The sequence below is a fragment of the Algibacter sp. L4_22 genome (assembly GCF_023473045.1).
Lineage (GTDB): Bacteria > Bacteroidota > Bacteroidia > Flavobacteriales > Flavobacteriaceae > Algibacter.
In genome coordinates this window covers 1-21,808 of record NZ_JAMCOK010000003.1, presented here as the reverse complement: position 1 = coordinate 21,808, position 21,808 = coordinate 1, and the positions used below count along the sequence as shown (strand labels likewise).

23 protein-coding genes are annotated in these 21,808 nt (G+C 29.1%); 15 read left to right on the top strand and 8 right to left on the bottom strand.

Going from position 1 to position 21,808, the window contains the following annotated elements:
* Nucleotides 1-10: 10 nt before the first annotated feature.
* The 15 genes from M4I23_RS08200 (at nucleotide 11) to M4I23_RS08130 (ending at nucleotide 16,167) form a co-directional block, all read left to right on the top strand.
* Complete coding sequence (locus M4I23_RS08200) at nucleotides 11-280, top strand: hypothetical protein (protein WP_158851316.1); 270 nt, start codon at nucleotides 11-13, stop codon at nucleotides 278-280.
* Between the two features lies 1 nt (nucleotide 281).
* Nucleotides 282-902 (top strand): hypothetical protein, encoded by a 621-nt coding sequence (locus M4I23_RS08195; RefSeq protein WP_158851314.1) that lies wholly within the window; start codon nucleotides 282-284, stop codon nucleotides 900-902.
* Nucleotides 903-1,120: 218 nt separating this feature from the next.
* Complete coding sequence (locus M4I23_RS08190) at nucleotides 1,121-1,756, top strand: hypothetical protein (RefSeq protein ID WP_249754078.1); 636 nt, start codon at nucleotides 1,121-1,123, stop codon at nucleotides 1,754-1,756.
* Between the two features lie 27 nt (nucleotides 1,757-1,783).
* The gene (locus M4I23_RS08185; RefSeq protein WP_158851310.1) at nucleotides 1,784-3,112 is read left to right on the top strand and encodes an ankyrin repeat domain-containing protein; all 1,329 of its coding nucleotides are present in this window, start codon (nucleotides 1,784-1,786) and stop codon (nucleotides 3,110-3,112) included.
* The gene (locus tag M4I23_RS08180; RefSeq protein ID WP_249754077.1) at nucleotides 3,081-4,790 is read left to right on the top strand and encodes a histidine kinase; all 1,710 of its coding nucleotides are present in this window, start codon (nucleotides 3,081-3,083) and stop codon (nucleotides 4,788-4,790) included. The genes M4I23_RS08185 and M4I23_RS08180 overlap by 32 nt, the downstream gene beginning before the upstream one ends.
* A complete protein-coding gene (locus M4I23_RS08175; RefSeq protein WP_158851306.1) occupies nucleotides 4,787-5,521 on the top strand; it encodes a LytTR family DNA-binding domain-containing protein in 735 nt (244 codons plus the stop codon). The genes M4I23_RS08180 and M4I23_RS08175 overlap by 4 nt, the downstream gene beginning before the upstream one ends.
* 206 nt (nucleotides 5,522-5,727) lie before the next feature.
* Entirely contained in the window at nucleotides 5,728-6,141 is a 414-nt protein-coding gene (locus M4I23_RS08170; RefSeq protein ID WP_158851304.1) for a hypothetical protein, read from the top strand.
* A gap of 7 nt (nucleotides 6,142-6,148) precedes the next feature.
* A complete protein-coding gene (locus M4I23_RS08165; protein ID WP_249754076.1) occupies nucleotides 6,149-7,801 on the top strand; it encodes a hypothetical protein in 1,653 nt (550 codons plus the stop codon).
* A 182-nt stretch (nucleotides 7,802-7,983) separates the two neighbouring features.
* Entirely contained in the window at nucleotides 7,984-10,140 is a 2,157-nt protein-coding gene (locus tag M4I23_RS08160) for a toxin-antitoxin system YwqK family antitoxin (RefSeq protein ID WP_249754075.1), read from the top strand.
* 53 nt (nucleotides 10,141-10,193) lie between these two features.
* Nucleotides 10,194-10,682 carry a hypothetical protein gene (locus M4I23_RS08155; protein WP_249754074.1) on the top strand — a complete coding sequence of 163 codons (489 nt, stop codon included), beginning with the start codon at nucleotides 10,194-10,196 and terminating at the stop codon, nucleotides 10,680-10,682.
* A gap of 255 nt (nucleotides 10,683-10,937) precedes the next feature.
* Complete coding sequence (locus M4I23_RS08150) at nucleotides 10,938-11,711, top strand: hypothetical protein (RefSeq protein WP_249754073.1); 774 nt, start codon at nucleotides 10,938-10,940, stop codon at nucleotides 11,709-11,711.
* Between the two features lie 23 nt (nucleotides 11,712-11,734).
* Entirely contained in the window at nucleotides 11,735-12,811 is a 1,077-nt protein-coding gene (locus M4I23_RS08145) for a hypothetical protein (protein ID WP_249754072.1), read from the top strand.
* Nucleotides 12,812-13,176: 365 nt separating this feature from the next.
* Entirely contained in the window at nucleotides 13,177-13,932 is a 756-nt protein-coding gene (locus M4I23_RS08140; RefSeq protein WP_249754071.1) for a hypothetical protein, read from the top strand.
* A gap of 228 nt (nucleotides 13,933-14,160) precedes the next feature.
* Nucleotides 14,161-15,264, top strand: coding sequence for a toxin-antitoxin system YwqK family antitoxin (locus M4I23_RS08135; RefSeq protein ID WP_249754070.1), 1,104 nt, complete (start codon nucleotides 14,161-14,163; stop codon nucleotides 15,262-15,264).
* 78 nt (nucleotides 15,265-15,342) lie between these two features.
* Complete coding sequence (locus tag M4I23_RS08130; protein WP_249754069.1) at nucleotides 15,343-16,167, top strand: phosphodiester glycosidase family protein; 825 nt, start codon at nucleotides 15,343-15,345, stop codon at nucleotides 16,165-16,167.
* A 282-nt stretch (nucleotides 16,168-16,449) separates the two neighbouring features.
* Here the strand turns inward: M4I23_RS08130 and M4I23_RS19930 are convergent, their stop codons facing one another.
* From M4I23_RS19930 to M4I23_RS08095, 8 genes are all read right to left on the bottom strand, one after another.
* Nucleotides 16,450-16,572: an integrase core domain-containing protein gene (locus tag M4I23_RS19930; protein WP_368736177.1), complete on the bottom strand. Its 123-nt coding sequence runs from the start codon at nucleotides 16,570-16,572 to the stop codon at nucleotides 16,450-16,452.
* Nucleotides 16,573-16,641: 69 nt separating this feature from the next.
* Nucleotides 16,642-17,403 (bottom strand): hypothetical protein, encoded by a 762-nt coding sequence (locus M4I23_RS08125; protein WP_249754068.1) that lies wholly within the window; start codon nucleotides 17,401-17,403, stop codon nucleotides 16,642-16,644.
* Nucleotides 17,404-17,522: 119 nt separating this feature from the next.
* A complete protein-coding gene (locus tag M4I23_RS08120; protein ID WP_249754067.1) occupies nucleotides 17,523-18,425 on the bottom strand; it encodes a DUF1080 domain-containing protein in 903 nt (300 codons plus the stop codon).
* 9 nt (nucleotides 18,426-18,434) lie between these two features.
* Nucleotides 18,435-20,027 carry a DUF5060 domain-containing protein gene (locus M4I23_RS08115; protein ID WP_249754066.1) on the bottom strand — a complete coding sequence of 531 codons (1,593 nt, stop codon included), beginning with the start codon at nucleotides 20,025-20,027 and terminating at the stop codon, nucleotides 18,435-18,437.
* A gap of 78 nt (nucleotides 20,028-20,105) precedes the next feature.
* Entirely contained in the window at nucleotides 20,106-20,348 is a 243-nt protein-coding gene (locus M4I23_RS08110) for a hypothetical protein (protein WP_158851280.1), read from the bottom strand.
* A 341-nt stretch (nucleotides 20,349-20,689) separates the two neighbouring features.
* Nucleotides 20,690-21,124 (bottom strand): hypothetical protein, encoded by a 435-nt coding sequence (locus M4I23_RS08105; protein ID WP_249754065.1) that lies wholly within the window; start codon nucleotides 21,122-21,124, stop codon nucleotides 20,690-20,692.
* Between the two features lie 129 nt (nucleotides 21,125-21,253).
* Entirely contained in the window at nucleotides 21,254-21,505 is a 252-nt protein-coding gene (locus M4I23_RS08100; RefSeq protein WP_249754064.1) for a hypothetical protein, read from the bottom strand.
* Between the two features lie 183 nt (nucleotides 21,506-21,688).
* Nucleotides 21,689-21,808: IS3 family transposase (locus M4I23_RS08095; protein WP_249754501.1), on the bottom strand; the 120-nt coding region annotated here is incomplete at its 5' end.

The following is a 21,808-nucleotide window of genomic DNA, read 5'->3' as shown; positions in this document are numbered from 1 at the left end:
ATCAAATATTATGTTAGAAATATTAGCACTCGGTTATTTTGCCAAGCAAATTAGAAAAATCGCAGCAGAAAAAGGTATTAAACCAGGTAAGTGGATTGCAGCCACGTTTATATCTTGGTTTGCCATTGAAATATTAATTTTCATCATTGCATTTGCGTTTTTTGATGTAGACAGTGATGGAATCTTAGTAGTTATGATACCTGCCGTTTTAATATCAGCGACAGTTGCTTTTGTGATTTTAGAAAAATTGAAACAACAAGAATCTGTTAAGCTTAACTAAAATGGAAAAATTTATAATTAATACAAAAGCGACTTTAATAAAGAATATCTTAATTACGGATGATAGTTTAAAACTGTCGGATGAAGATTACAAAACAAAAGATGTATTTTTAGAAAAGATAAATGCAGAAAAAAAAGGGTTTTTAGATACGCAGCATGTTATTGCATATTCTAAAATAACTAAAATAGTGCCTTTTGAAAACGAAAATGGAATTCAACTTTTCTTTGTTGAAAAAGAGAAAAAAGAGAAAACTTATTTAGAATTAAATTCTATTGAAGAATATACAGAAACACTTCAACATATAATAACTAAGACCAATCATTTATCATTACAAACTATACAAAGTAAGTCAATATCTACTTGGATAAAACAAGCAGCTTATACCTTAGTGTCTTTGATTTTTACATTGGCAATTACGATGACAGCTAAAGATATTGAAGCTGGTAAAAGAGTTACTATTTCAGGTGGGAGACGAGGATTAAAGCGAATTATGCTTGCTATAGCAGAAAATTTAGGAACATTAAACACCATCTTATTAGGTACTGCAATAACACTTGGGTTAGCTTTTTGGACTTATAAAAAATACAAAAAAGGACAAAGTACTATAAATGCTTATATGTAAATCTATTTTATGAAAAAATCAATAGTCACTTTAGTGCTTTTTACTTTATTGTTTTCTGCGTGTAACGGACAAAAAGCAACGAAAGAAAATATACTGAGTTCTAAATTGAAATAGATAATCTTACTATTGGTGAATCTTTTTTAAATCTTAAAATAAAAGACGAGGCTTTAAAGATTTAACATTATTCTAAAAAGTATGTCGGTGATACTGCTCGTAAAATGTCTTTAGATGTGTATGAAGGGGTAAATAAAAGTTTTTATATTTTAAAAATTGAAATTGATAATGGGCACACTTTTTACTTAATTAAATACCCAGCTTCACATAAAATCATGAAAAAATCGATAGGCTTCATTCTTATAATATTAAATTGTTTTCAGGTTTTTTCAAGTGAAATTAAAACAATCAAGAAGGTTAATAATGTCAAAGATTTTTTTGCAGCTTTAGGTAATAATACAGAAGTTGTAATTACGTGTGAAACATTAGATTTTACATTAGGAAATTTAGAAAAAGAACTTAGCATTGAAGAAACTAGCGAGTTTTGGGCTAGTCGTGTAGAGTCAATTAAAAGAGCGCCTCAAAGTTATTATTTAGACTATGGCATCGTTTTGTATGGGTTTAATAATCTCACTGTTAGAGGGGAAGTGAATACTAATATTATTTCTAATGATGACTATAGGGTAGTTTTAAACTTTAAAAAATGCAATAACATAGTTTTAGAAAATCTAAAAAACAAGTATGTCATCACTATTGAAACTGATGATAATAGTTTAATTAAATTGAATATAACTTTTAATGAGGACAATAAAATAGTTAAATTAGAGGAACAAATAATAACAAAAACAAGTAAGAAATAAAAACTTCAATAAATGAATAAATGAATTATGAATAAAGTAAAAAAATCACATTTTATAGTAGTAGCAACCTTACTTTTTTGTTTGTTTACGGCCTGTGAAACTAAATACTCAGAAAAAGCAATAGAAGATGCTTTATGGAAAGATGATACCGCAAAAGTTAAGCAACTTTTACAAAAAGTAGATATTGATACATTAAGGTTTTACGACGGAAGAAATATTTTACAAGTTGCTATTTTAAGAGGCGCAACAAAAGTGTCTAAATATTTAATAGAAAACAGCAAACTACAAGACTCAATAGACGATTATGGTTATACGGCTTTGCATATAGCAATTCTAGAAGATCATAATGAAAAATCGGTATTATTGGTGGACAATGGCAGTAATTTAAATATTTTAGACGATAATGGATATTCACCATTTCATTATGCTATTTTGAAAGAGAATAATGATTTGGTAAAGCGAATGGTAGAAAACGGTGCTGATATTAATTCTAAAACGGGATCAATGAATAGTACACCTTTGCATTTAAGTATTGAAATGGAAAATGCTGAACTTGTAGCTTATTTTAAGTCTAAAAATGCAATAGATACCATTACAGATGTTAATGACGATACTGCAAAAATGCTAGCGCTAGAATCTGTAAATACTAAAATAGTAAATATGTATTTTGATGATTTTTCAAATGAAGAAAAAAATGTTTTACTTTACAATACAATTATTCAAGATAGTTTAACAACTAATTTGGAGCAGTGGTTAGGTCAAAAATGGGTTTTAAAAAAGACGTTAAAAGAAGGTTTTGTATTTACCAAATATCCTGCTATATCTGCTTATTTATTAAAAAACGGAATTGATATTAATACCGTTTCAGCGCAATATGGTTATGCCGCAATTAATAATGCAGCTATTAGTGGAAATGTTAATATGTTAACTTTTTTAATAAAAAATGGTGCTAATATCAATAAGATAAGTGAGAAAAAAAGGAGTCCGCTAATGCAAGCATCAAAATTATACGATCCTCTTATAATGAATCAAGAAATTGGAGGTATTCAAATATCTATGAATCCAGTATTTTTGAAAAACTTTGAAACTAGTGCCGATAAAAATGCGGAAAATAGTCTGGCTTGTGTAAAATTACTAATTGCTAATAATGCCAACCTTGATTATACTAATAAAGATAATGAAAATGCGCTCTATATTGCCGAATCTACCTTTAACCCAAAAGTGATAGATTATTTAAAGGAACAAGGTGCAAAAGAATCAAAACCCTTTGTAGAAAGTCAATCTAGTAAATCAAGCAGAATGATGGATAACATTAATAAAAGTAATGCGAATAATAAAAACATATATGGGTATTAAAACCTATTTAAAAGTGAAAATACAATATCTAATAGCCTGTTTTTTTATGTTGCATTGTGCAACACAACTTAGCGGACAAAATAATGTAGAAGACCTTTTTACAAATAGAGAATATGCTAAGGTTATAGAGATTTTAAGCGAAAAAGAAGCTAAAGAACCACTCACATTACGCGACTATTTTTTATTAACAAAGTCTTATGGTCGTAACCAACAATATGCCAATGGTTTAATTTACTCTAACGAGATGATTGGCAAAAGCTTAAAAGAAAAAGACACTACAAATTTGATAAAAGCCTTTAATTTAAAGGCTGAAAACTTAATAGATTCTGGTGGCTATAATGATGGTCTTATATTTTGTGAAAAGGTAAGCCCAGTTTTTAGAGAACAAGATTCCATCGAATTTCAAAAATTATGTTTTAAATGGGGAATGATGTATTACCATACAGACCAATATCAAAAAGCTTACGAAACCTACAATAAAATTACTTTACCCAAATATAGAAATCTAAATCTATTTAAAAATAATTACGCTTTAACCCTTATGGGTTTAGAAAAATGGGACGAAGCTTTATTCTATTTTAAAAAATCGATTAAACAATATAAGTCTAGCAATAACACGGAGCGCTTAAATTTTAACTACTCTAATATTTCAGTTGTTTATATGCATCAAGGGAAGTGGGAACAATCAAAAGTGTATTTAGATTCAGCTGCTAGCGTCTTAAATAATGACAGTCCGTTACGAGCAAAAAAAGGAATTTACACCAATTATTTTAAATTATATCAAATTCAAGGAAAGCAGGACAAGGCTGCCCGTTATTTAGAATTAATTTCACAAGTAAACGAAAATATTTACAGAGCAAAAATCAATGAAGAAATCGATGCTTTAGAGACTTCCAATAGAAGAGAAGACCAATTAAAAGAGAAGTTTAGAGCATCAGAAAAACAAAAACTTTGGGGAGCTATTGTTTCGTTATTGGCTTTAATAGGTTTTATAAGTACTATTTTCTATTTTAAATATAAAAATGTAAAGGCTGCTCATGAGCAATCTGTCACAGAGCAACAACTTCTACGTTCCCAAATGACACCTCATTTTATTTTTAATTCGTTGTCTGTAATTCAGGGTATGATATTAAATAAGGAAGATAAAAAAGCAGTTAAGTATTTGTCTAAATTCTCTAAATTATTACGATTAATTTTAGAAAGTTCAAGAGAAAAATTAGTGGTAGTAAAAGAAGAACTTTTAGCTATGCAAAGTTATGTGGAATTGCAGAATCTAAGCAGATTACAACCGTTTAAATATAGTGTAGAAATTGATGAATCTATAAATGTAGAAGAGATCCTTATTCCACCAATGTTAATTCAACCTTTTATAGAAAATGCTATAGAACACGGATTTAAAGAACAAATAGATAATCCGGAAATTAAGATACATTTAACAAGCAAAGAAAATGTGCTTATTTGTACTATAAAAGATAACGGAATTGGTCTTAATGCTACCAAAAGCACAACTAAAAGTCATAAAAGTTCGCTTGCAACAAAGATTACTTCAGAGCGTTTAAAAATGCTCTCTAAAAATTTTAAAATCGAATCGAATCTTATTCTCGAAGACAGAGGAAAATACAATGAAAAAGGAACTCAAGTTACACTAATGATTCCATATAAAATAGAAACATTATGATGAAGGCATTAATAGTAGAAGACGAATTATATATTAGAAAAGGACTACTAGCTATGATAAATAGTTTAGATAAGGATATTACAATTTTAGGCGAATGCGAATCTGTAAAAGAAGCTGTTATCGTAGCCAATGCGTGTAAACCAGACCTTATTTTCTTAGATATTAATTTGCGAGACGGCAATGCTTTCGATTTCTTAGAGCAAGTTGGAAGCCTAGATTTTCAAGTTGTTTTTATAACCGCTTATGAGCAATACGCTTTGCAAGCTATAAAAAATGGAGCGATTGATTATATTTTAAAACCAGTAGATATAGAAGAGCTAGAGCAGGCCATAGATAAAGCATTAGTTACAGACAAGTCTGTACTCGAAGAACAAATTCAAATTGTAAAAGATCAGTTAATAAACAAAGATAAAAATAAACTTGTTTTGAGCTTGCAAGAAGGCTACCAGGTTATTGATTTTAAAGAGTTGTTGTATTGTAAGTCTGATAAGGGTTATACCACGTTTTTCTTATCTAACGGAAAATCTTTTTTAGCTTCAAAACCTATTAAAGAATACGAAGGTCAATTACCAGAAGATAATTTTATCCGTACACATCAATCTTTTATCGTTAACATGAGTTTTATCGATAAATATGATAAAAATGGGTATATATATCTAAAGAGCGGCGAAAAAATCCCTGTGGCGTCACGAAGAAAAGACGATTTTGTTTCTAAGTTGATTAAAGGCTAATAAATTTTTATGGATCCACTTTCTGAGTTTTAAATTCAGCCACAATAAACAGCATCAACTTTTCTAAAAAAGTAATTTTGAACAAAATCTATAATTAAACGTTGCAAATTTAGTTCGCGAATATTAACTCAACCTTATCGAATATAAATTATCTAGTTTTTATTACTATTATCTATTCTACTTTAGTAATTCAAAATAGCTAAATTATGGAAAACGATACAACACTAGAAATTGAATTAAAGTCTTTAGATGCTGTGCCAACAGATAAAACTCAAGAAATGCTTAGTCTCTATGTCGTTTCATTAGGTATGGAAACCTATGCTAAACTATGTTTTGCGGTTATATTTATACTTATTTTGGTGCATAATATATTTATTGCAGGTAATAGTTATGAGTTAGATACTTATGATACTATTATGGCTGTGGAGTTGTCTATAGTAGGTGTAATTATCCTTGCCGTTTTTATAATTGCTGGTATTGCAATGTCTAAATTAAGTCAATTAAAAAATCTAATAATAGAAAATAGTAAAAGGAACAATTTAAAAAAGCAAGAATTAGGCGAAGAATTCAGCTTTTTAGCCGTTCATTTATATGGTGGTCGTGGTATTACAATTAAGTAAATAAAGCATGAGAAAATATAAAATAGGGTTAGTTATTACTGGTATTTCATTAATGTCTTGCAATTCTCAAATTGAGAAGGTTGATCCTCTAAAAGTTGTAACACCAAAAATGGTTGAAGAACAAGAAAGTTTATGTCATAGTACTTATAAGATTAAACAGTTTGAAACCGACATTACAGCTTATCTTGATACAACAAGTGTTGAAGAGGTGAAAAATCAAATTAAAACTAATTATGAATTTTATTTAAACAATAAAGCGGATATTATTGACAATTTTACGGCTGCGGATAAAGATGAAAATAATCATTTTAAAAGTCTAACTAAATCTTATTTACCAGATGAAGAAAGGTTTAATACTCGAGAAAATGTTTTTGAAAAATTAGTTAATAATAATCACTTATCATTTAGAGATAGTATCAATAAAGGGGTTTATTTTAATCAATATTTTGAAAACAACAAATCATCAATAAGAGCAGTGACCAGATATAATGGTGCAGCCGCTTTTAGATATACAGAAAATAGTTCCTATAGACCTTATTATCCCATTAATTTTGATTCTGAAGAGGATTTAACAATCATGGACATCTTTTATTATGATGGCACTCAAGATAATAATGCTGTAGCAGTAGATGTCCATGCGTTTCCATTAAACGCAATTCCAATTGAAACTATAAAACCAATAGATAGTTTTAAAATAGAAATTAAACTAAAGTATTTAGCAAAGATTGACTCTGTTCATTTTAATAAAGATGAAATTGGTGTTCAAAAAGGTAATATTAAGCTTCTAAAGATGGAAGATAATTATGTAGAATATGAGTTGCCAAGTGATTACTATCCTTATCATAAAGGCACCGTTTTAGAAGAAATCTTTTTTAATAAAGAAGGAAATGTGTTAGATACCGAATTCGGAATTAGTAATTGTGGCAATGAAACTCCAGAAGAAAGCTATGTGGAATATTTAGACTTAAAAAAAGAAATTTATGAGTATGTGTACAATGCACATACCTATGAAGATCTTTTTCTTACATTCAAGTATATGGACTTAAAATTTAAAAATCAGGATGATAGGTCTAGAAAAGTGAACAAAAAAGTTTTAAAAGGCAATGTAGATTCATTTACGCTGTATTTAGAAAATAGAAGAGATACACTTACACTTTTACCAACACTAAAAAATATTGAACCTATAAAAAATGTTTATGTTCACGAACTAAATGATAAAACAGATTTTATAGATAAAAAGGGAAAAGTCATTAAGTCATTTCCATCAGAAGTTTCGTTTATTTATAACTCTAAAACGCAAAACTATTCTGATAAATATTTCTATGTGAAAACTGAAGATTATGATAGAAATATATATTATTTCCTAAATCAAGACAACCAATGGATTACAGAACTTCCTTATTCTCGTATAGATTATGTAAGTCCTTCTATATTTACTGCTAGGCTTAAAAATGAAGAAGGTTTAAAACTTATATCTACTGAAAAAAATCAATTATTATCAGAAGAAACTTTTACAAATTTTATAGCTTCACGTTATACGGATGATTTATTGGTAACGAACGATGCTGGTACATTTGCTATTTACGATCAAGACGATAAATTAGTAACACTACAAACAAAACAGGTAAAAACAATCACTTTTAAAAAATCGGAAGACTAATTTTTTTCAAATATAGATTGAAGGCTTACAAATATGGGATAACTATTCTGTAGTAAATTAATCTATTGTACTTTAGTTACAAGCAATAATTGTTTTGGTTGCCGTTATGGTTGTTGAAGGTTTTATTAGTGGTGTTTTTGCAGAACAACTTTTCGCGTGAATAATTTTAGTTAAAAAAGAACATGAAATTAAAAATAATTAATAAAAGTACAATTTTCATTTTAATGTTTGCAATGAGTGTTTCAGCTAGTTTTGCACAGCGTACAGAAACAAATGTTATTAATCATGAGGTTTATGGTGCAGCAAAAGAAGAATTACTCTATTATAAAAATAATGTCTTAAGACAGAAAATAATATTTACTTTAGACACTGTTTTTACTAAAGAAAACAAAGAAATTGGAGAAATATTAATTTACGATTCAGAAGGACATTTAAATTCAAAAGGAAACTTTATAAGAACAAATGGTACAGGTTTTTTTGGAAGAAGTGCTTCGCGTAAAAAAAATGGTGCTTGGTCTTTCTTTTTTAAAAATGGATCATTAAAAGCTACTATTAATTATAACGAAGATCAGGCTGATGGCGACTATTTATATTACCATGAAAATGGTGAAATATTAGAGAAAGGAACTAATTTATTAGGTAAAAAAACGGGAAATGTAAAAACCTTTTTCAGCAATGGTCAATTACATTCTTCTGCAACATATAAAGACGGTAAAGTTTATAATATACTTTCATTTTTCGATAAAGAAGGTCATAAGTTAAATCACGGAACTTTAAAAAATGGTAACGGAACCTTAAAAAGTTATGATTTAAAAACAGGAAAATTAAAGAAAACGTATACCATAATCGATGGTGATTACAATGATATAGACACCAAAATATTAAAAACTCCAGAAGGTGATATTATTGAGAATACATATAAGCATAATGATGAAACCATAGAGAGAATAGAGCGCAAACGTAATGACACGTTAGAAGGTGCTCAAGAATTTTATGATTATAAAGGTCAATTAAAAGAAACCATAAACTACACTAAAGGCATAAAAAACGGTAAGCATGCAAAGTTTAATGATGATGGTTTGTTGTTTTATGAATACAATTATGTAAAAGGAAAAAAATCAGGCGCTTTTAAATACACACCAGAAGGTTATAATACTGAAGGTGCTAATCCACAAGTCTATGTCTTAGATGAAGGTAGTTACAATGAACAAGGAGAATTAACGGGACAGTTTACAACCTATTTACAAGATTATAAAAAGGTTGTTGCTTTAGGCAAAATGGATTCAAACAAAATTATTATCCAATCCGGCACTTACCAAGATGGTATTAAAACTGGTATTTGGCAAACGTTTGATAGAAATGGAAAACTGACGAAAAAAGTTGATTTTTCCAATGAAGAATCTCATGTCAATACAAAAAAGGAATATTATAAAGAGAGTAAAAACCTAAAGTCTATTACAGAGTATAATACTTTAAGAGAGGAAGGTACTAAAAAAATATATTATCCAAATGGCCAATTAAAATTCAGTGCTTCATATAAAAAAGGAAATTTACATGGAGAGATAAAAGAATATTACGAAAGCGGACAATTAGAATCTGTTAGTTATAGAAAAGAAGGCGTTAAAAGTGGTAATTGGAAAGAGTATAATGAAGCCGGACAAATTGTAAGCGACGATATTTATTCTGGTGATTGTTGTTTTCCTTCAAAAAGAATTGACTATTACTATAGAAATGAAGGGCAACTATCTTCAATAATAATTCAAGAAGATAAACTACTAAATCCATTAAATGAAAATGAATCTTTTTTTGGTACTACTATAGATAAAGATTTTTACGAAAATGGTCAATTAAGAGAGTTCAAGACGGAAAAGAAAACCACATACGGCCAGTATGGCAAAAAAGAAGGACTTTATCAGCGGTATTTTTCTAATGGTCAATTAGAAGTGGAAGGCTATTATAAAGTTGATAAAAAAGAGGGGCTTTGGAGTTATTATAATAGAGATGGAAAGCTAAAACAAAAACAAAATTACGTTACAGATCAAGCACGAGGTCCTTTTGAGGAGTACGAGTATTATTACCCAAGTAATATTTTAAAGGAGAGCTTTATTGGTGTGAGTTATAAAGAAGGACGTACATCCACTTTAATAGTATATCACGAAAATGGAACGGTTAAAAAAACAGGAAAATTTGTGTTTTCTAAAGCTGATGGTGCGTGGATATTATATTTTGAAAACGGAACCATAAAACAAGAAAAATTCTACGAAAAAGGAGAAAAGAAAGGCGTTTGGAAGTTATATAACGAAAAGGGTAAAGTGATAGAGAAAACGAGGTATAAGTAGTATACTCTTAAAACGATGAATATCATTATATAACACTCCAGTTTAAATAATCAATGAAGGTCACCAAAACGCATATAAAAACTAAAATAGATTATAACGTTCAGTTGGAGCCTATTATTCTTGGAGTTATCTTATTAATCATAGGATTATATATTGAATTCTTTAAAACAGAAAGTATCAGTTTTTGGTGGTGCTTTTTAGGTGTCATAGTTGTTTTTTTTGGTCTTTGGAATATTAAAACTTACGAGATTGAAGATGATTTTTTTAAAACTCATCGTTTTTTAGGTCTTATTACAAAAGAGCGTAAATTGAGTACATTGGTAAGTTTTAAAATAAAATCCGTAGATTTTTCAATGTCTAATAGAGCCTTTTTTATTTTGGCTATTTATGCTAAAAGGAGTAACTATCTACGATTTAAAAAGGTGAAACTAAAATTTTTAGATGGCAGTACTATGGGTATCAATGAAAACTTTATAAAAGGAAATACCTTAAATGAACTCTTACATCACATAAAGAAGCATCAAAAAAAGAATGAACACTAGCGAATATAGATTGGCGCTTTAGGTCACAACATCATTTTACTATTTTTATTTAAAATAGGATTGAAATGAAGTTCATTTTTAAAATCACATATATATTCTTGTTGTTATACACTGTAACAATGCACGCAAGTGAATGTTACCATTACCATACACCAGCGTTTTATAAATTATTTACAGATAACAATCAGTTGGTTTTTCAACATACTGTAAAGTTTCCTAATTATATAAGCTATATCTCTTAAAACAATTGTTAACATGAAAAATAAACTAGCATTTACCATACTGGCTATTTGTGTTTTAATAGGCACAGCAATAGGTGTTTATTTTTTGAAAAATCATCAACTTGAAGAACGAGCAGAATTACTAGAATTAGAAGCAGAAAGGCAGAGCGAAATGCTAAGTACGTTGCAAGATGTACATAAAAATTTTAAACTTTTAGATAATCCAGAATATGCTCAACCCTTTCTGAAAAGTTTAATAGACAGAGGTCTTGTTGAGTTAAGATTCTTGGATTTCCATAAAGACAGCAGTAAAATGGAGGAAATAAATAAGATTATAGTAGAAGATTATATAGCTCATCAAGATTTAAAATTAGAAAACAAGCGATTAAAAAAGCTTTTAGAGAATTATGAAAACCAAAGGTTTAGTCCATGTAATGTGTTTACTGTAGATTTCCCTACGATAATGCATGAAATGCATGAGGCTGAAAAAATAACAAAAGAAGATTTAAGTACTTATAAAATACCATATACTTATACGACAAAAAATAGGCATGATAATTATTTTATAACAGATAATTTTAATGGAAATAAACAATTGGTAATTGTTCAAAACTGGAAAGAACATAGGCTTTTTGCATATTTAATTTTAAATAAAAATGACGCACCTATTCTTGTTTATTCTTCTACGATGAAAGGTGATGCCTACTGTGGTGTTCAGTCTAAAATATTTGAAAATGACGTCATAGAGATTAAAGAACACAGCTGTGACCAATCTAAAGAAACCATTACATATCATCAGTTAAAATAAAGATAAAACTAATAAAAAATAATATGAATAAACATACAAACAGAAACAGCATGGTCTATAAAACCCTCAATTTTAGTAATGTTGTTAAACTAGGTATAATATGCGCTTTCTTTGGTTTTACAACCATTAATGCACAAAGACCAACACTTAAACAAGAGTTGATAAATGATTTAAAGTCTAGTAGTTTTGAAGAATTTGTAGTAACTCAAAAAGATTTTGTAGATAGGTCACCTTCAATTATAGAAAATGAAACACTGAAACGAGGTTTTATATGTAATGAAGATAATGATCAAGACGAACTAAAATTTACAACTGAAAGTTTTGAGACGACGACTACATTTGATAAACCAAAAGCAGTCTCATTGATTGTTAATATTTCAGAAGATATCTCTTTTCAGCAATCTTTTGGAATGGATGGTTCTATAGTTCAGCTAATTTTAAATGTTGAAAACCTGATGTTATTTGCTAATCAAGAATATTCCAATATAGCTTTTAAAACTACAATTCATAACATTAAATATAAAGATGGTTCTAGCTCACAAGATGAAATCGTGTTTAATGACCTAAGTTTCGAAATCGATACAATCAAAGAGATTGTAGAGCTAAAAATGACTTTGACTATAGAATACCCAAAACTCAAAGTCTATAAAATAACTGAAGATTATCAAAAAATAACGGAAGGAGATGAAAGTATTGAAGTACGTTTCAAAGAAAATAAAGTTCAGATTATAGTGCCCCAAAAAAACACTGAATTTTTAAGCTTAGATGATTCACAACAAATTGGAGCTATACATAAGTCTAAGAAAAATTTAGAAGTGATTTCTAGTTCTAGTCATCCAGTACTTAATGATAGCTCAATGAAAGAGTTAAAAGAAACTATAGAAATTATAAAAACCACACAAAATAAAGTAGATACTGAAGAGATTACAACAAAAGAACAACTCATGGAAGCGATGAAGCAATTACCAGATACTAACTTTGAATACGATTATTATACCAATAATTGTTATTATGGTGATATAGAAGAGGTGTTGTTTTATTATAATACCAAAGAGAATGAAAGTATTACGGAAGAGGTAATTATTAAGCCGTTTAAATAAAAACGTATAGAATATAATTATGAAGAAATTTAGAGTCATTTTATTTTTTCTAGTTTCAATTTGGACTGCACATAGCTATGCTCAAATAATGATTATGGTAAATCAACAAAAGTTTATGTTTTAGGATTAGAAAATAATCCGTTTAATATATCAGATTATAACTGGTGAATTTGGCAGTGTTTATGAGTAAAAAAAAGATAAATAATAATGAAGGAATTTTAATACGTAGAGGTTTATATACCTTATTAGGTGGTTTTTGTTTAGTCATTATACTCTCAATTGTATTTCAGGAACCCAAAATAATGCTCTTTTATGTTTTTATTTCGTTTGCCTTGGTGTTCATGCTAATCGGTATTGTTTTTTTGATGAAAAAAGTTAAAATTTTAGGAAGCTCACAGGCTATATTAACTAAAATTCTTAACTCTAGAAAAAGTGGATTACAATCCACTGGTCATAATGTTTTTTACAATCCTATGTATTTTCATATTTTTCTAGTTGTTTTAATACTATTAAATATCATTCTATCTCAATTTAACTTAGCCTCATATAATAACTCTTATTATGATCGTTTTTATGACGATTTAGTTTTTCAATTTAATGCTGCTATTCTATTTAGTATTATAGGAGTTTTAAATCCGTTTTTAAGGATTCCGGAGCGTGTAAAAAGTAACATTAATAATAAAACGTTACATCGTATCCTTAACAATAATGAAGGTTTATTTTATTCAAGGCTGTTAGCATGTATTTTGGTTATTTTATATTTTATTTATAAAGATTGGTTGGTGTTTTCTAATTTTCTACAAGATAATTTAGTCCTTAAAGGTATAGACATTGCTTTGTTGTTCTTTATTTTAAATGTCACTTATCGTATGATTAAATATGCCGATGTATTTGTAGTCGAAAATATATTTAGAGTCATAAAATCGTTTTCAATAAGTATAGCATCATTATTTGTATTAGTTCCTTTAGTGCCCATAACAATGTTGTCTATTCATTTTCTCGGTATGGATGATAAGTCTTTTAACTTTGAGCCCATTGCTTTTATTGGTTTTAATCTTATAATGATTTATGTTGAATACAGTTTAAATAAGAATAGAGAAAGTACTGTCTCAGCAGAATAAAAACCTATACTCTAATAGTACCTTAGGCTAATAATAGCCTTATACCATCCGAGTATTAGTTATTGAACTCGTTTTTTGCAATTAAAGAACTAGATTTAACAAGTACTTACATTATATCTTACTAATATAAACGCAACCCTAACGAATATAGATTGCCCATTTAATTTTTGTTATACCTCATATATCTTTACATCAGTATCAATCATAAATTTTTAAAACGGATAAAATATGTATAAGTTAATCGTAATAATTTGCTTAATTACTATATCAAAATTAAGTGCTCAAGAAACCTATTTAATGTGGAACGATGTCGAAACACAACGTTTTGGTAAAGATGTTTTATTTAAAAATGACAATAAATTTTTAGAAGGCGATTACAAAATAGCAGAAAGCAGTGGTGCCTATACCGAAGTCAGTTTTAAAAACGGTAAAATGATTGGTGTTAAGAAGGATTTTGACATGTCTGGAAAACTAGAACAAGAAATGACTTTTAATGACAAGGGACAAGCTAACGGAAAAAGCATTACTTATTATTCTGACGGAACCGTAAACGAAGATTTTAAATATAAGGATGGTTTAAAGGAAGGCGAATGGAAAACCTACAATAAAAAAGGAGACTTGCAAAGAACAGAATCTTATAAAAATGATTTAAAAGAAGGAAAATGGGTGGTGCATTTAAAGGATGCAAGATTAGGAACAAAATTAATTGAAACCACGTTTTACAAAAATAACAAACCTACAGGTTCTTGGTCACAGAAGACTGAAGATGGTCGTATGATTTGGGAGAAAGATTACACAGCAGCAAAAGACTACATTAAAAAAGAATACCATGTTAATGGCAAATTAGCATCAGAAGAAACCTATAAAGATGGTAAATTAGATGGTGTTAGTACGTATTTTGATTCTTCAAGCATTTTATTAAGTGAAAAGAAATATGCAGAAGGTTATTTAAAATCTGAAACTAATTTTTATGCCAACGGAAATAAAAAAGAAGTTGTAGATTCTAAAGATGGTTACAAGGATGGTGTTTACAAAAAATATTCTAAAACAGGCGATTTAACCTTAGAAGGACAATATAAAATTGGGTATCAAACTGGTGTTTGGACAGCTTATACAAGCGACCAAATGCTTCAAAACACCACAACTTTTGTAGATGGTAAAAAGAATGGTATTTATAAAAGTTACAATGCAGCTGGTAATGTCTATAGTGAAGGTTTATACGCAAAGGATGAAAGAACTGGTTTATGGAAATACTATAAATTAAACGGGAAAATTGAAAAAGAGATAGAATACAAAAACGATAAAATAATCTCTGAAAAGGAATATAATTAATAGGGCTTAATTTCAGAATAAAAGCACATTGATAATAGATTGCAATAAGTTTGAATTTTATAATAAATAATTAACAAGATGAAAAATGTTTTATTCGTAGTTCTAGTAGCAATAATTGCATGTTTTCTGTTGTCTAATACATTGCCAGAGGATAAAATAAGTTGGAAGAAAATGGACGAAGGCTTGTATTATGCAGAATACAATTCACCTTTAAAGTCAAGTCATAGCGATAGTAAAATTGATATTTTAAAAATTTCTTCTAAATTATACGATTTCAATTTATTGAGTGCCAAAGAAAAAGGAGGTAGCTCTAAAACAGCCAAAGATTGGTCTAAGCAAGAAAATCAAATTGCAGTAATAAATGCAGGCATGTACAGAGCAGATCATTTAACAAATGTTGGTTTCATGAAAAATTTTAATGTTGTTAATAATGGAAGGTTAAATAGTGATAACACCATTGCTGCTTTTAATAGAAAAACGGATAGTGTTCCAGAATTTCAAATCATAGATTTAACATGTCAAGATTGGGAGGTTTTAAAAACACAATACAATTCATTCTCACAATCTATTAGGATGATGGATTGCAACCAGAAAAATAGATGGAGTCAGCAAAGTAAAAAATGGAGTATGGTGGTTATTGGCAAGGATAAGGAAGATAATGTTCTTTTTATCTTTTCTAGATCGCCATATTCGGTGCACGATTTTATTGATATACTCTCTAAATCTTCATTAAACCTACATAATTTAATGTATTTAGAAGGTGGACCAGAAGCTTCTTTTTACCTCAATCATAACAAAACAACCATTGAAAAGATGGGAAGTTATGAAACGGGCTTCAATGAAAACGATAACAACAATCAGTTTTGGAGAATCCCGAATGTCATTGGAATTTCAAAAAAATAATTGATTGAAGAACGTTATTTTTAGTTGAAAAATTAAAAATAATATTTGTAATTAAAGTGTTCACTTTTAACAAATATTGTAAGCTTCCCTTTTTTAGGACATCTTAAAATTCGATAAATAATTATTATTAAGTCCAGATTTGATGAAGAATTTAAATTCTTCATCAAATCTGGACTTATATTCTTTAGTAGATATGTTCCCTAAATACTTATGTGGATGATTAAAATTATAGACCTCTCTCCAGTTATCGCTAATTTTTTGGAGCAGGTAAATGTCATAAAATTAATAGGCATCTAATATATCTTCTCTAAAGAAATGATTAAATCTTTTTATATATCCGTTCTGCATAGGTTTACTAGGTTGTGTATACTTAATTTTAATAAAATTCTTTTTACACCAGTTCATAAATGTCTTAAAGATAAACTCTGGGCCATTATCACACCTCACATATTTAGGAGTTCCTATTTCTTCTTTTTACTCTTGTTCAAATTCTATATCTACATCAAAATATTTTGGATCGTTATTTATTTCAAATAAATTTCCAGTAATTTCAATACCTTTAAAATCGGGTAAAACTCTAACATTTTTATTATTTACTTTTTTGATTTTATATGGAAAAAAATATTTTGTTTTAAATCTAATCATATCTGCCATAGGATTATCTTTAGTCATCGTTGTATCTTTATTTTTTTCTGCTTCTAACAATCCTTCGGAACTTATTTTTGTAGAAAATAGTTCTTTATTGAAAACGGTATTGTAAGATTTATTAAAATCAGGTATGCCATTATCTTCGCCGTTTTTCATGTCTTTTGTTTTGCTAGATAACAATTCTAATTCTTTAATATCCTGTTCTTTTAATTTTTCCCCGAATAATTTTAATTCTGATAAGTTGTCAAAATCATAATTAATTTTCATTTCAAATTTATTAGATATTGAATCTGTTTTTATATACAAGCTAAAATTTTCTAATTGCTTTATTTTATCTTGTTTTTCTTTACTTAGTTTTGAAATACTGTCTTTTTTTATTTCTAAAAATTCAGAAAAAACAATTAAAGTGTCTAACTGTTCATTAGTTCCTTCTTTAGTGTCTTGCCCCATTTTCATCATTTCAGATAAGTCAAATCCTAAGCTATATTTTCCACTTCCATCAGATTCAAATTTTGTTTCTTGAACAATTTCACAGCTTGTTAGAATAAATAATGAGATAATTAATAAAGTTGCTTTAATTTTTTCCATTTATTTTGAATTTTGGGCGTTTATTTTGGCTTACACACAGCGGTTATGTATTAAGAATACTGCGGTTTTTTGCAACGTCTAAAATAAGCAATTAATTTTATACGGCATAAGCATAAACGTTAGTTTAATTGACTAGAAAATTCAGCTGGCAGCTCACTAATAGGTCTAATTTTAACATCCTTATAGTACACTTCTGCACCTTCACTTTGAAGTTGGATTTTACCTTTGGTTAAAGGCTTGGCGATGTCGTTTTTACCATAAGTAACAGATTTTTCTACCACAAGAGCTATTTTTCTATTAACAATATGGTAGGCTTTATCCCCTATACAAACCAAATCAATCTGATTCCATCCTTCCAATTTCCCATAGTTGACGTTTTTTCTACATCGGCCGTCTTCTCCGGTTTTAAATTGTTTGTAAGTACTGTCTGGATTGTAGGTGAAAATATCCCAAGCCGAATCTGGATTTTCTTTCTTTATAGCTTTTATGTCGGCACCTGTACCAGCAATAGTGTAGTAATCTCCGCAATCTTCTTCTTGAATCTGAAATTCTTGAGACTGCATCCAACAGTTCCAAAAAGCACCTTGCTCACCGATAGCATGATACAAAATCCCGCTATCCATGGGTTTATCTAAACGAGGCGCATATTTTTTATCGCCCCACTTAAACATAAGGCTTAAATGGTAGTTTTCGTATTCTTTTTTTGTGGTTACTGCGCCATAGATTTCTCCTGAAATTTTCAACACAGGTTCTCCATCCATTTCAATAGCCGAAAAAACGTTTAAGGGATCGTTGTTTAACCCAAGAGGTGTTCCTTCTTCCATGCCATTACCTTTTTCGTAACCTTCAATAGCTACGCTGTAGTGAGGTGCGCCAACAAACTCGTCCCATTGGCTTAATTCCATATCTAGTAGGGGTTCCCAGTCTTGGTTTGTAGATTTTTTCGAATTGCAGGAATTCAGCGAGAGGCAAAGTAGAATAACTGCTATTGGGAAGATTCTTAATTTCAAATTAGATTTCATATTTATAATTTAAATTCTATTAATTAATTTCACAATAATAACATTGTCAATGCCTTCAAATTCGGGATTCAATACTAACCAACTTTTATAGTTTACTTCGTAAGGCTCAGTATATAATCCGGTAAGCGGATTAAACCATTGTATTTGTAGTTTTTCAGCTTTAGGTAAACCTTTTACAGCTAGCGCACTATTAGCTTTAGGCATGTAATATACGTATTCTCCGTCTTCATTATTTGTCAAACAATAACCGCTAGAACTATGGCGATCAGTTGGTTGGAGTTTATCAAAGTTAATATTGTTTAGAAACTCATGAAAGTATTTATAGTATTCAAATTTGGGTTGAACCGTTACATCTTCAGTAAAAGGATCGTAAATTACTATATTCCACGCCATACCTTGCCAGTAGTAGCTGGTGTAAGTGCCGGCAAAAGCACATTTGTAATTTCTTTCTATACCCGAGACTGGATCATCATAATTACTATCCAGAAAAATATCATACTGGCATTTTTCATAAGCGCCATTTTCTAGATTAATAATGGGTTTGTTCGGGTATTCTTCTTTCAGTTTAAGCATTTTACTGTAGATGTCAGAATGCCAAAACTGGGCAGAGATAATATCGACTTTATCAGGTTTGGCTTCGCAATAATCAAAATCGTGTACCGTTACCAATCGGTTATACATATCTAGGTTTTTTAGCCTGTCTATGCGCTCGGTAATATAGTTCGGATCGTCATATCCATAACGTAGCGCTTCTTTCGAAATATCCCAAATTACGTTGCTTTTGGCTTGGTATCTTTTTACCACATAATCAAAATACATATTATCGGCCTCCGAATTTGCTTTTGGCCAGTTCACCATTTTGTTCCAAACGTAAATCATAATGTGAGCAACAATGCCATGTTCCTCAAGTAAGTTAATAACGCGATCGTAATGCTTAAAGAATTCTACATTTAAGGCTGAATAATCTGGATTATCATTATCTCCTAAAAACGGGAATATATCTTTTTTTGATCCAAAATTCCACTTAGGATCTATGTTTTTACTTTGGTTCCAATCCAAATCATAAGCGTAAACATTCATAATAATTTGATTAAAACCATTAGCAGAAATGGCCTCAATTAACTTTTTTGTTTTTGTTAAATCTGGGTTGCCATAATCTAGAGCAAACAACCAATCCACCTCGTTAGCAACCAGATTATATGGTGTGCCATCTTCGTAAATAAGTTTCTGAGCATCCTTGTCGCTTATTGTTATACCACCGCGAATTCCTTTTTTTGCAGGCGCGACTTCAATAATATGGGTAATACCGTTTATTTTTTTAAGTGAAGCAGAGCTTACAGAAGTCCAAGTACCTGCTATATTTGGATTAAAGCGTACAAGCCATTCATTGTTACCATTGTAAAAACCAGGCACGGTAATTTGAGAACCGTTGGGTGCTTTAAACTTACAAGATATTTCCACCTGAAAAGGCTTCTCAATGTTTCCTTTTACTTTAAACGATAAATCTACCGTTTCCCATTTATAAGCTTGGATACCGTTTTGGCCAAAAGAATTGCACAGTATAAATAAAAAGAAGCATGAGCATACTAATAACTTTTTCATTTTTTATGTCTGGTTTTATTTAGAACTCATTTACCGTGTTTATGTATTCCCTGTTAAATTATTGAAATTTACTTATATCTACTGCATTTCAATTAATGTAATTTCTGATAAACACCAACCGTACTTGCTCCAGAATCCTTCTGGTTGAAACTCTATTCGTTTCATTTTCTTTTCGGCTAATGCGTTTTTTATTTCAAAAATGGTTTGCCAATCTTTTATATTAAGTCGACCAATTAATTTATTTTTAATTCGTTTTTTTTCTTTTATTTCAATTTCCGACTTGGCTTTTTCAAATTTAATTTCTCTAAAAGAAATAGACAAGATTGTTGTAACTTATTTTAGTTTTCTTACCATTAAAATGAGTACAAACTAATTCTTTTTCTTTAAATTCTATGGCTTTAATGAAGCTTTTTTGACGATTTAAACATCTTATGTTTGATATAATTTCAATCAATAAAAAAGGAAATATTAATAAGATAAATATCCAATGAATTTTGAAGTAAAACAATGAGAGATATAAACCAACTTCAACAAATATAAGAAGGGTATAAAAAGTCTTTTTGTTCTCAAGATGGTCTCTTTTAAATGTCATTTTTGAGTTGTGACGAATAGTTCTGGATATATTTAGTTACGCATTTGGTAAACTAAAACGAGTCGATGTTTTAAACACATTCTTTATTATAATAATTGATAATATCAACCACCTGCTTTTTCTTAAATTCTTTCTTTTTTATTTTATCTATTAAGGTAGGGCAATCTTCAATTAGATTAAATTTTCGTTTTTTAAGCCAAGCTCCTGTTCTTATTGTTACATTATTTTTTTCTAAAAAATAAACATAACCAGACGATGTAGGGAAGCTCATTCCTGCACCCATTCCCATTCCCATTGCAGAGCCTGAATTTGTAACAAAAACACTATATAGATTAATTTTTCCTAATTGTACTATTTTCATTTTACGAGAAATTCCTTGCACCAGTTTAAATCTATATCGCTCTACACTCTTATCTTCTCTTTCTATATCATAACCATTTAGTTGGCTATTTTCATAATGAATAATATCTGAATTTAAATTTGCTTTATATTTAATACCTCCCAACATTTTGACCTTAACTAAACCTTTTAATTCTGTTGAGTCTTTTAAATAAATAGTGCCTTTCTTAGATTGTGCATTGATAAATAGAAATGATAGAATGGCTAAAAGAGTAAGCGTTTTTTTTATATTTTTTTAATTATTAATGTTCTTGATAACTGAATTATTTTCATCAAACCAACTGCCATTTTTGTATGTTACAGCACCTAGTTCTGAATAAAAAAACACGTTGCCTAATTCGGTTTTTTGTTCTATTCCTGTTATATAATCTGGCACACAAACTCCATTATCGAGTTGAGTATAGCCTTCATCGCAGGGATCATTTTCGCAATTTATAAAAGAGATGCTTGTTATTAAAATAGCTAATAATAAAATATTTTTTTTCATTTTATAAAAGGGTTTTATTTGGTGCTTTTTTTTACGTTCATGTATAAGAAACGCAATGCAGGTGATAAGCACTATCGTTTAGGTTTATTACTTATCTAAATATAAATATTTTGCTTTTATCTTTTCTATTATAAATGCCAAATCAAAAGTGAAGTGCACCCAAATGTTTAGACAAATTTATAATTAATTTTGATAATAATTAGCTCGATATTCAATCGGGCTCATACCATTTAAATTTTGTTTAATTCTCTCATTATTATAATATTTTATATAGACTTTAATCTCTTTTTTTAACTGAGATAT

Excerpts from the sequence above, each read along its gene's own strand:
- M4I23_RS08200 (WP_158851316.1), top strand. The coding sequence starts at position 11 with ATGTTAGAAATATTAGCACTCGGTTATTTTGCCAAGCAAATTAGAAAA.
- M4I23_RS08195 (WP_158851314.1), top strand. The coding sequence starts at position 282 with ATGGAAAAATTTATAATTAATACAAAAGCGACTTTAATAAAGAATATC.
- M4I23_RS08190 (WP_249754078.1), top strand. The coding sequence starts at position 1,121 with ATGTCTTTAGATGTGTATGAAGGGGTAAATAAAAGTTTTTATATTTTA.
- M4I23_RS08185 (WP_158851310.1), top strand. The coding sequence starts at position 1,784 with ATGAATAAAGTAAAAAAATCACATTTTATAGTAGTAGCAACCTTACTT.
- M4I23_RS08180 (WP_249754077.1), top strand. The coding sequence starts at position 3,081 with ATGCGAATAATAAAAACATATATGGGTATTAAAACCTATTTAAAAGTG.
- M4I23_RS08175 (WP_158851306.1), top strand. The coding sequence starts at position 4,787 with ATGATGAAGGCATTAATAGTAGAAGACGAATTATATATTAGAAAAGGA.
- M4I23_RS08170 (WP_158851304.1), top strand. The coding sequence starts at position 5,728 with ATGGAAAACGATACAACACTAGAAATTGAATTAAAGTCTTTAGATGCT.
- M4I23_RS08165 (WP_249754076.1), top strand. The coding sequence starts at position 6,149 with ATGAGAAAATATAAAATAGGGTTAGTTATTACTGGTATTTCATTAATG.
- M4I23_RS08160 (WP_249754075.1), top strand. The coding sequence starts at position 7,984 with ATGAAATTAAAAATAATTAATAAAAGTACAATTTTCATTTTAATGTTT.
- M4I23_RS08155 (WP_249754074.1), top strand. The coding sequence starts at position 10,194 with ATGAAGGTCACCAAAACGCATATAAAAACTAAAATAGATTATAACGTT.
- M4I23_RS08150 (WP_249754073.1), top strand. The coding sequence starts at position 10,938 with ATGAAAAATAAACTAGCATTTACCATACTGGCTATTTGTGTTTTAATA.
- M4I23_RS08145 (WP_249754072.1), top strand. The coding sequence starts at position 11,735 with ATGAATAAACATACAAACAGAAACAGCATGGTCTATAAAACCCTCAAT.
- M4I23_RS08140 (WP_249754071.1), top strand. The coding sequence starts at position 13,177 with ATGAAAAAAGTTAAAATTTTAGGAAGCTCACAGGCTATATTAACTAAA.
- M4I23_RS08135 (WP_249754070.1), top strand. The coding sequence starts at position 14,161 with ATGTATAAGTTAATCGTAATAATTTGCTTAATTACTATATCAAAATTA.
- M4I23_RS08130 (WP_249754069.1), top strand. The coding sequence starts at position 15,343 with ATGAAAAATGTTTTATTCGTAGTTCTAGTAGCAATAATTGCATGTTTT.
- M4I23_RS19930 (WP_368736177.1), bottom strand. The coding sequence starts at position 16,572 with ATGAACTGGTGTAAAAAGAATTTTATTAAAATTAAGTATACACAACCT.
- M4I23_RS08125 (WP_249754068.1), bottom strand. The coding sequence starts at position 17,403 with ATGGAAAAAATTAAAGCAACTTTATTAATTATCTCATTATTTATTCTA.
- M4I23_RS08120 (WP_249754067.1), bottom strand. The coding sequence starts at position 18,425 with ATGAAATCTAATTTGAAATTAAGAATCTTCCCAATAGCAGTTATTCTA.
- M4I23_RS08115 (WP_249754066.1), bottom strand. The coding sequence starts at position 20,027 with ATGAAAAAGTTATTAGTATGCTCATGCTTCTTTTTATTTATACTGTGC.
- M4I23_RS08100 (WP_249754064.1), bottom strand. The coding sequence starts at position 21,505 with ATGAAAAAAAATATTTTATTATTAGCTATTTTAATAACAAGCATCTCT.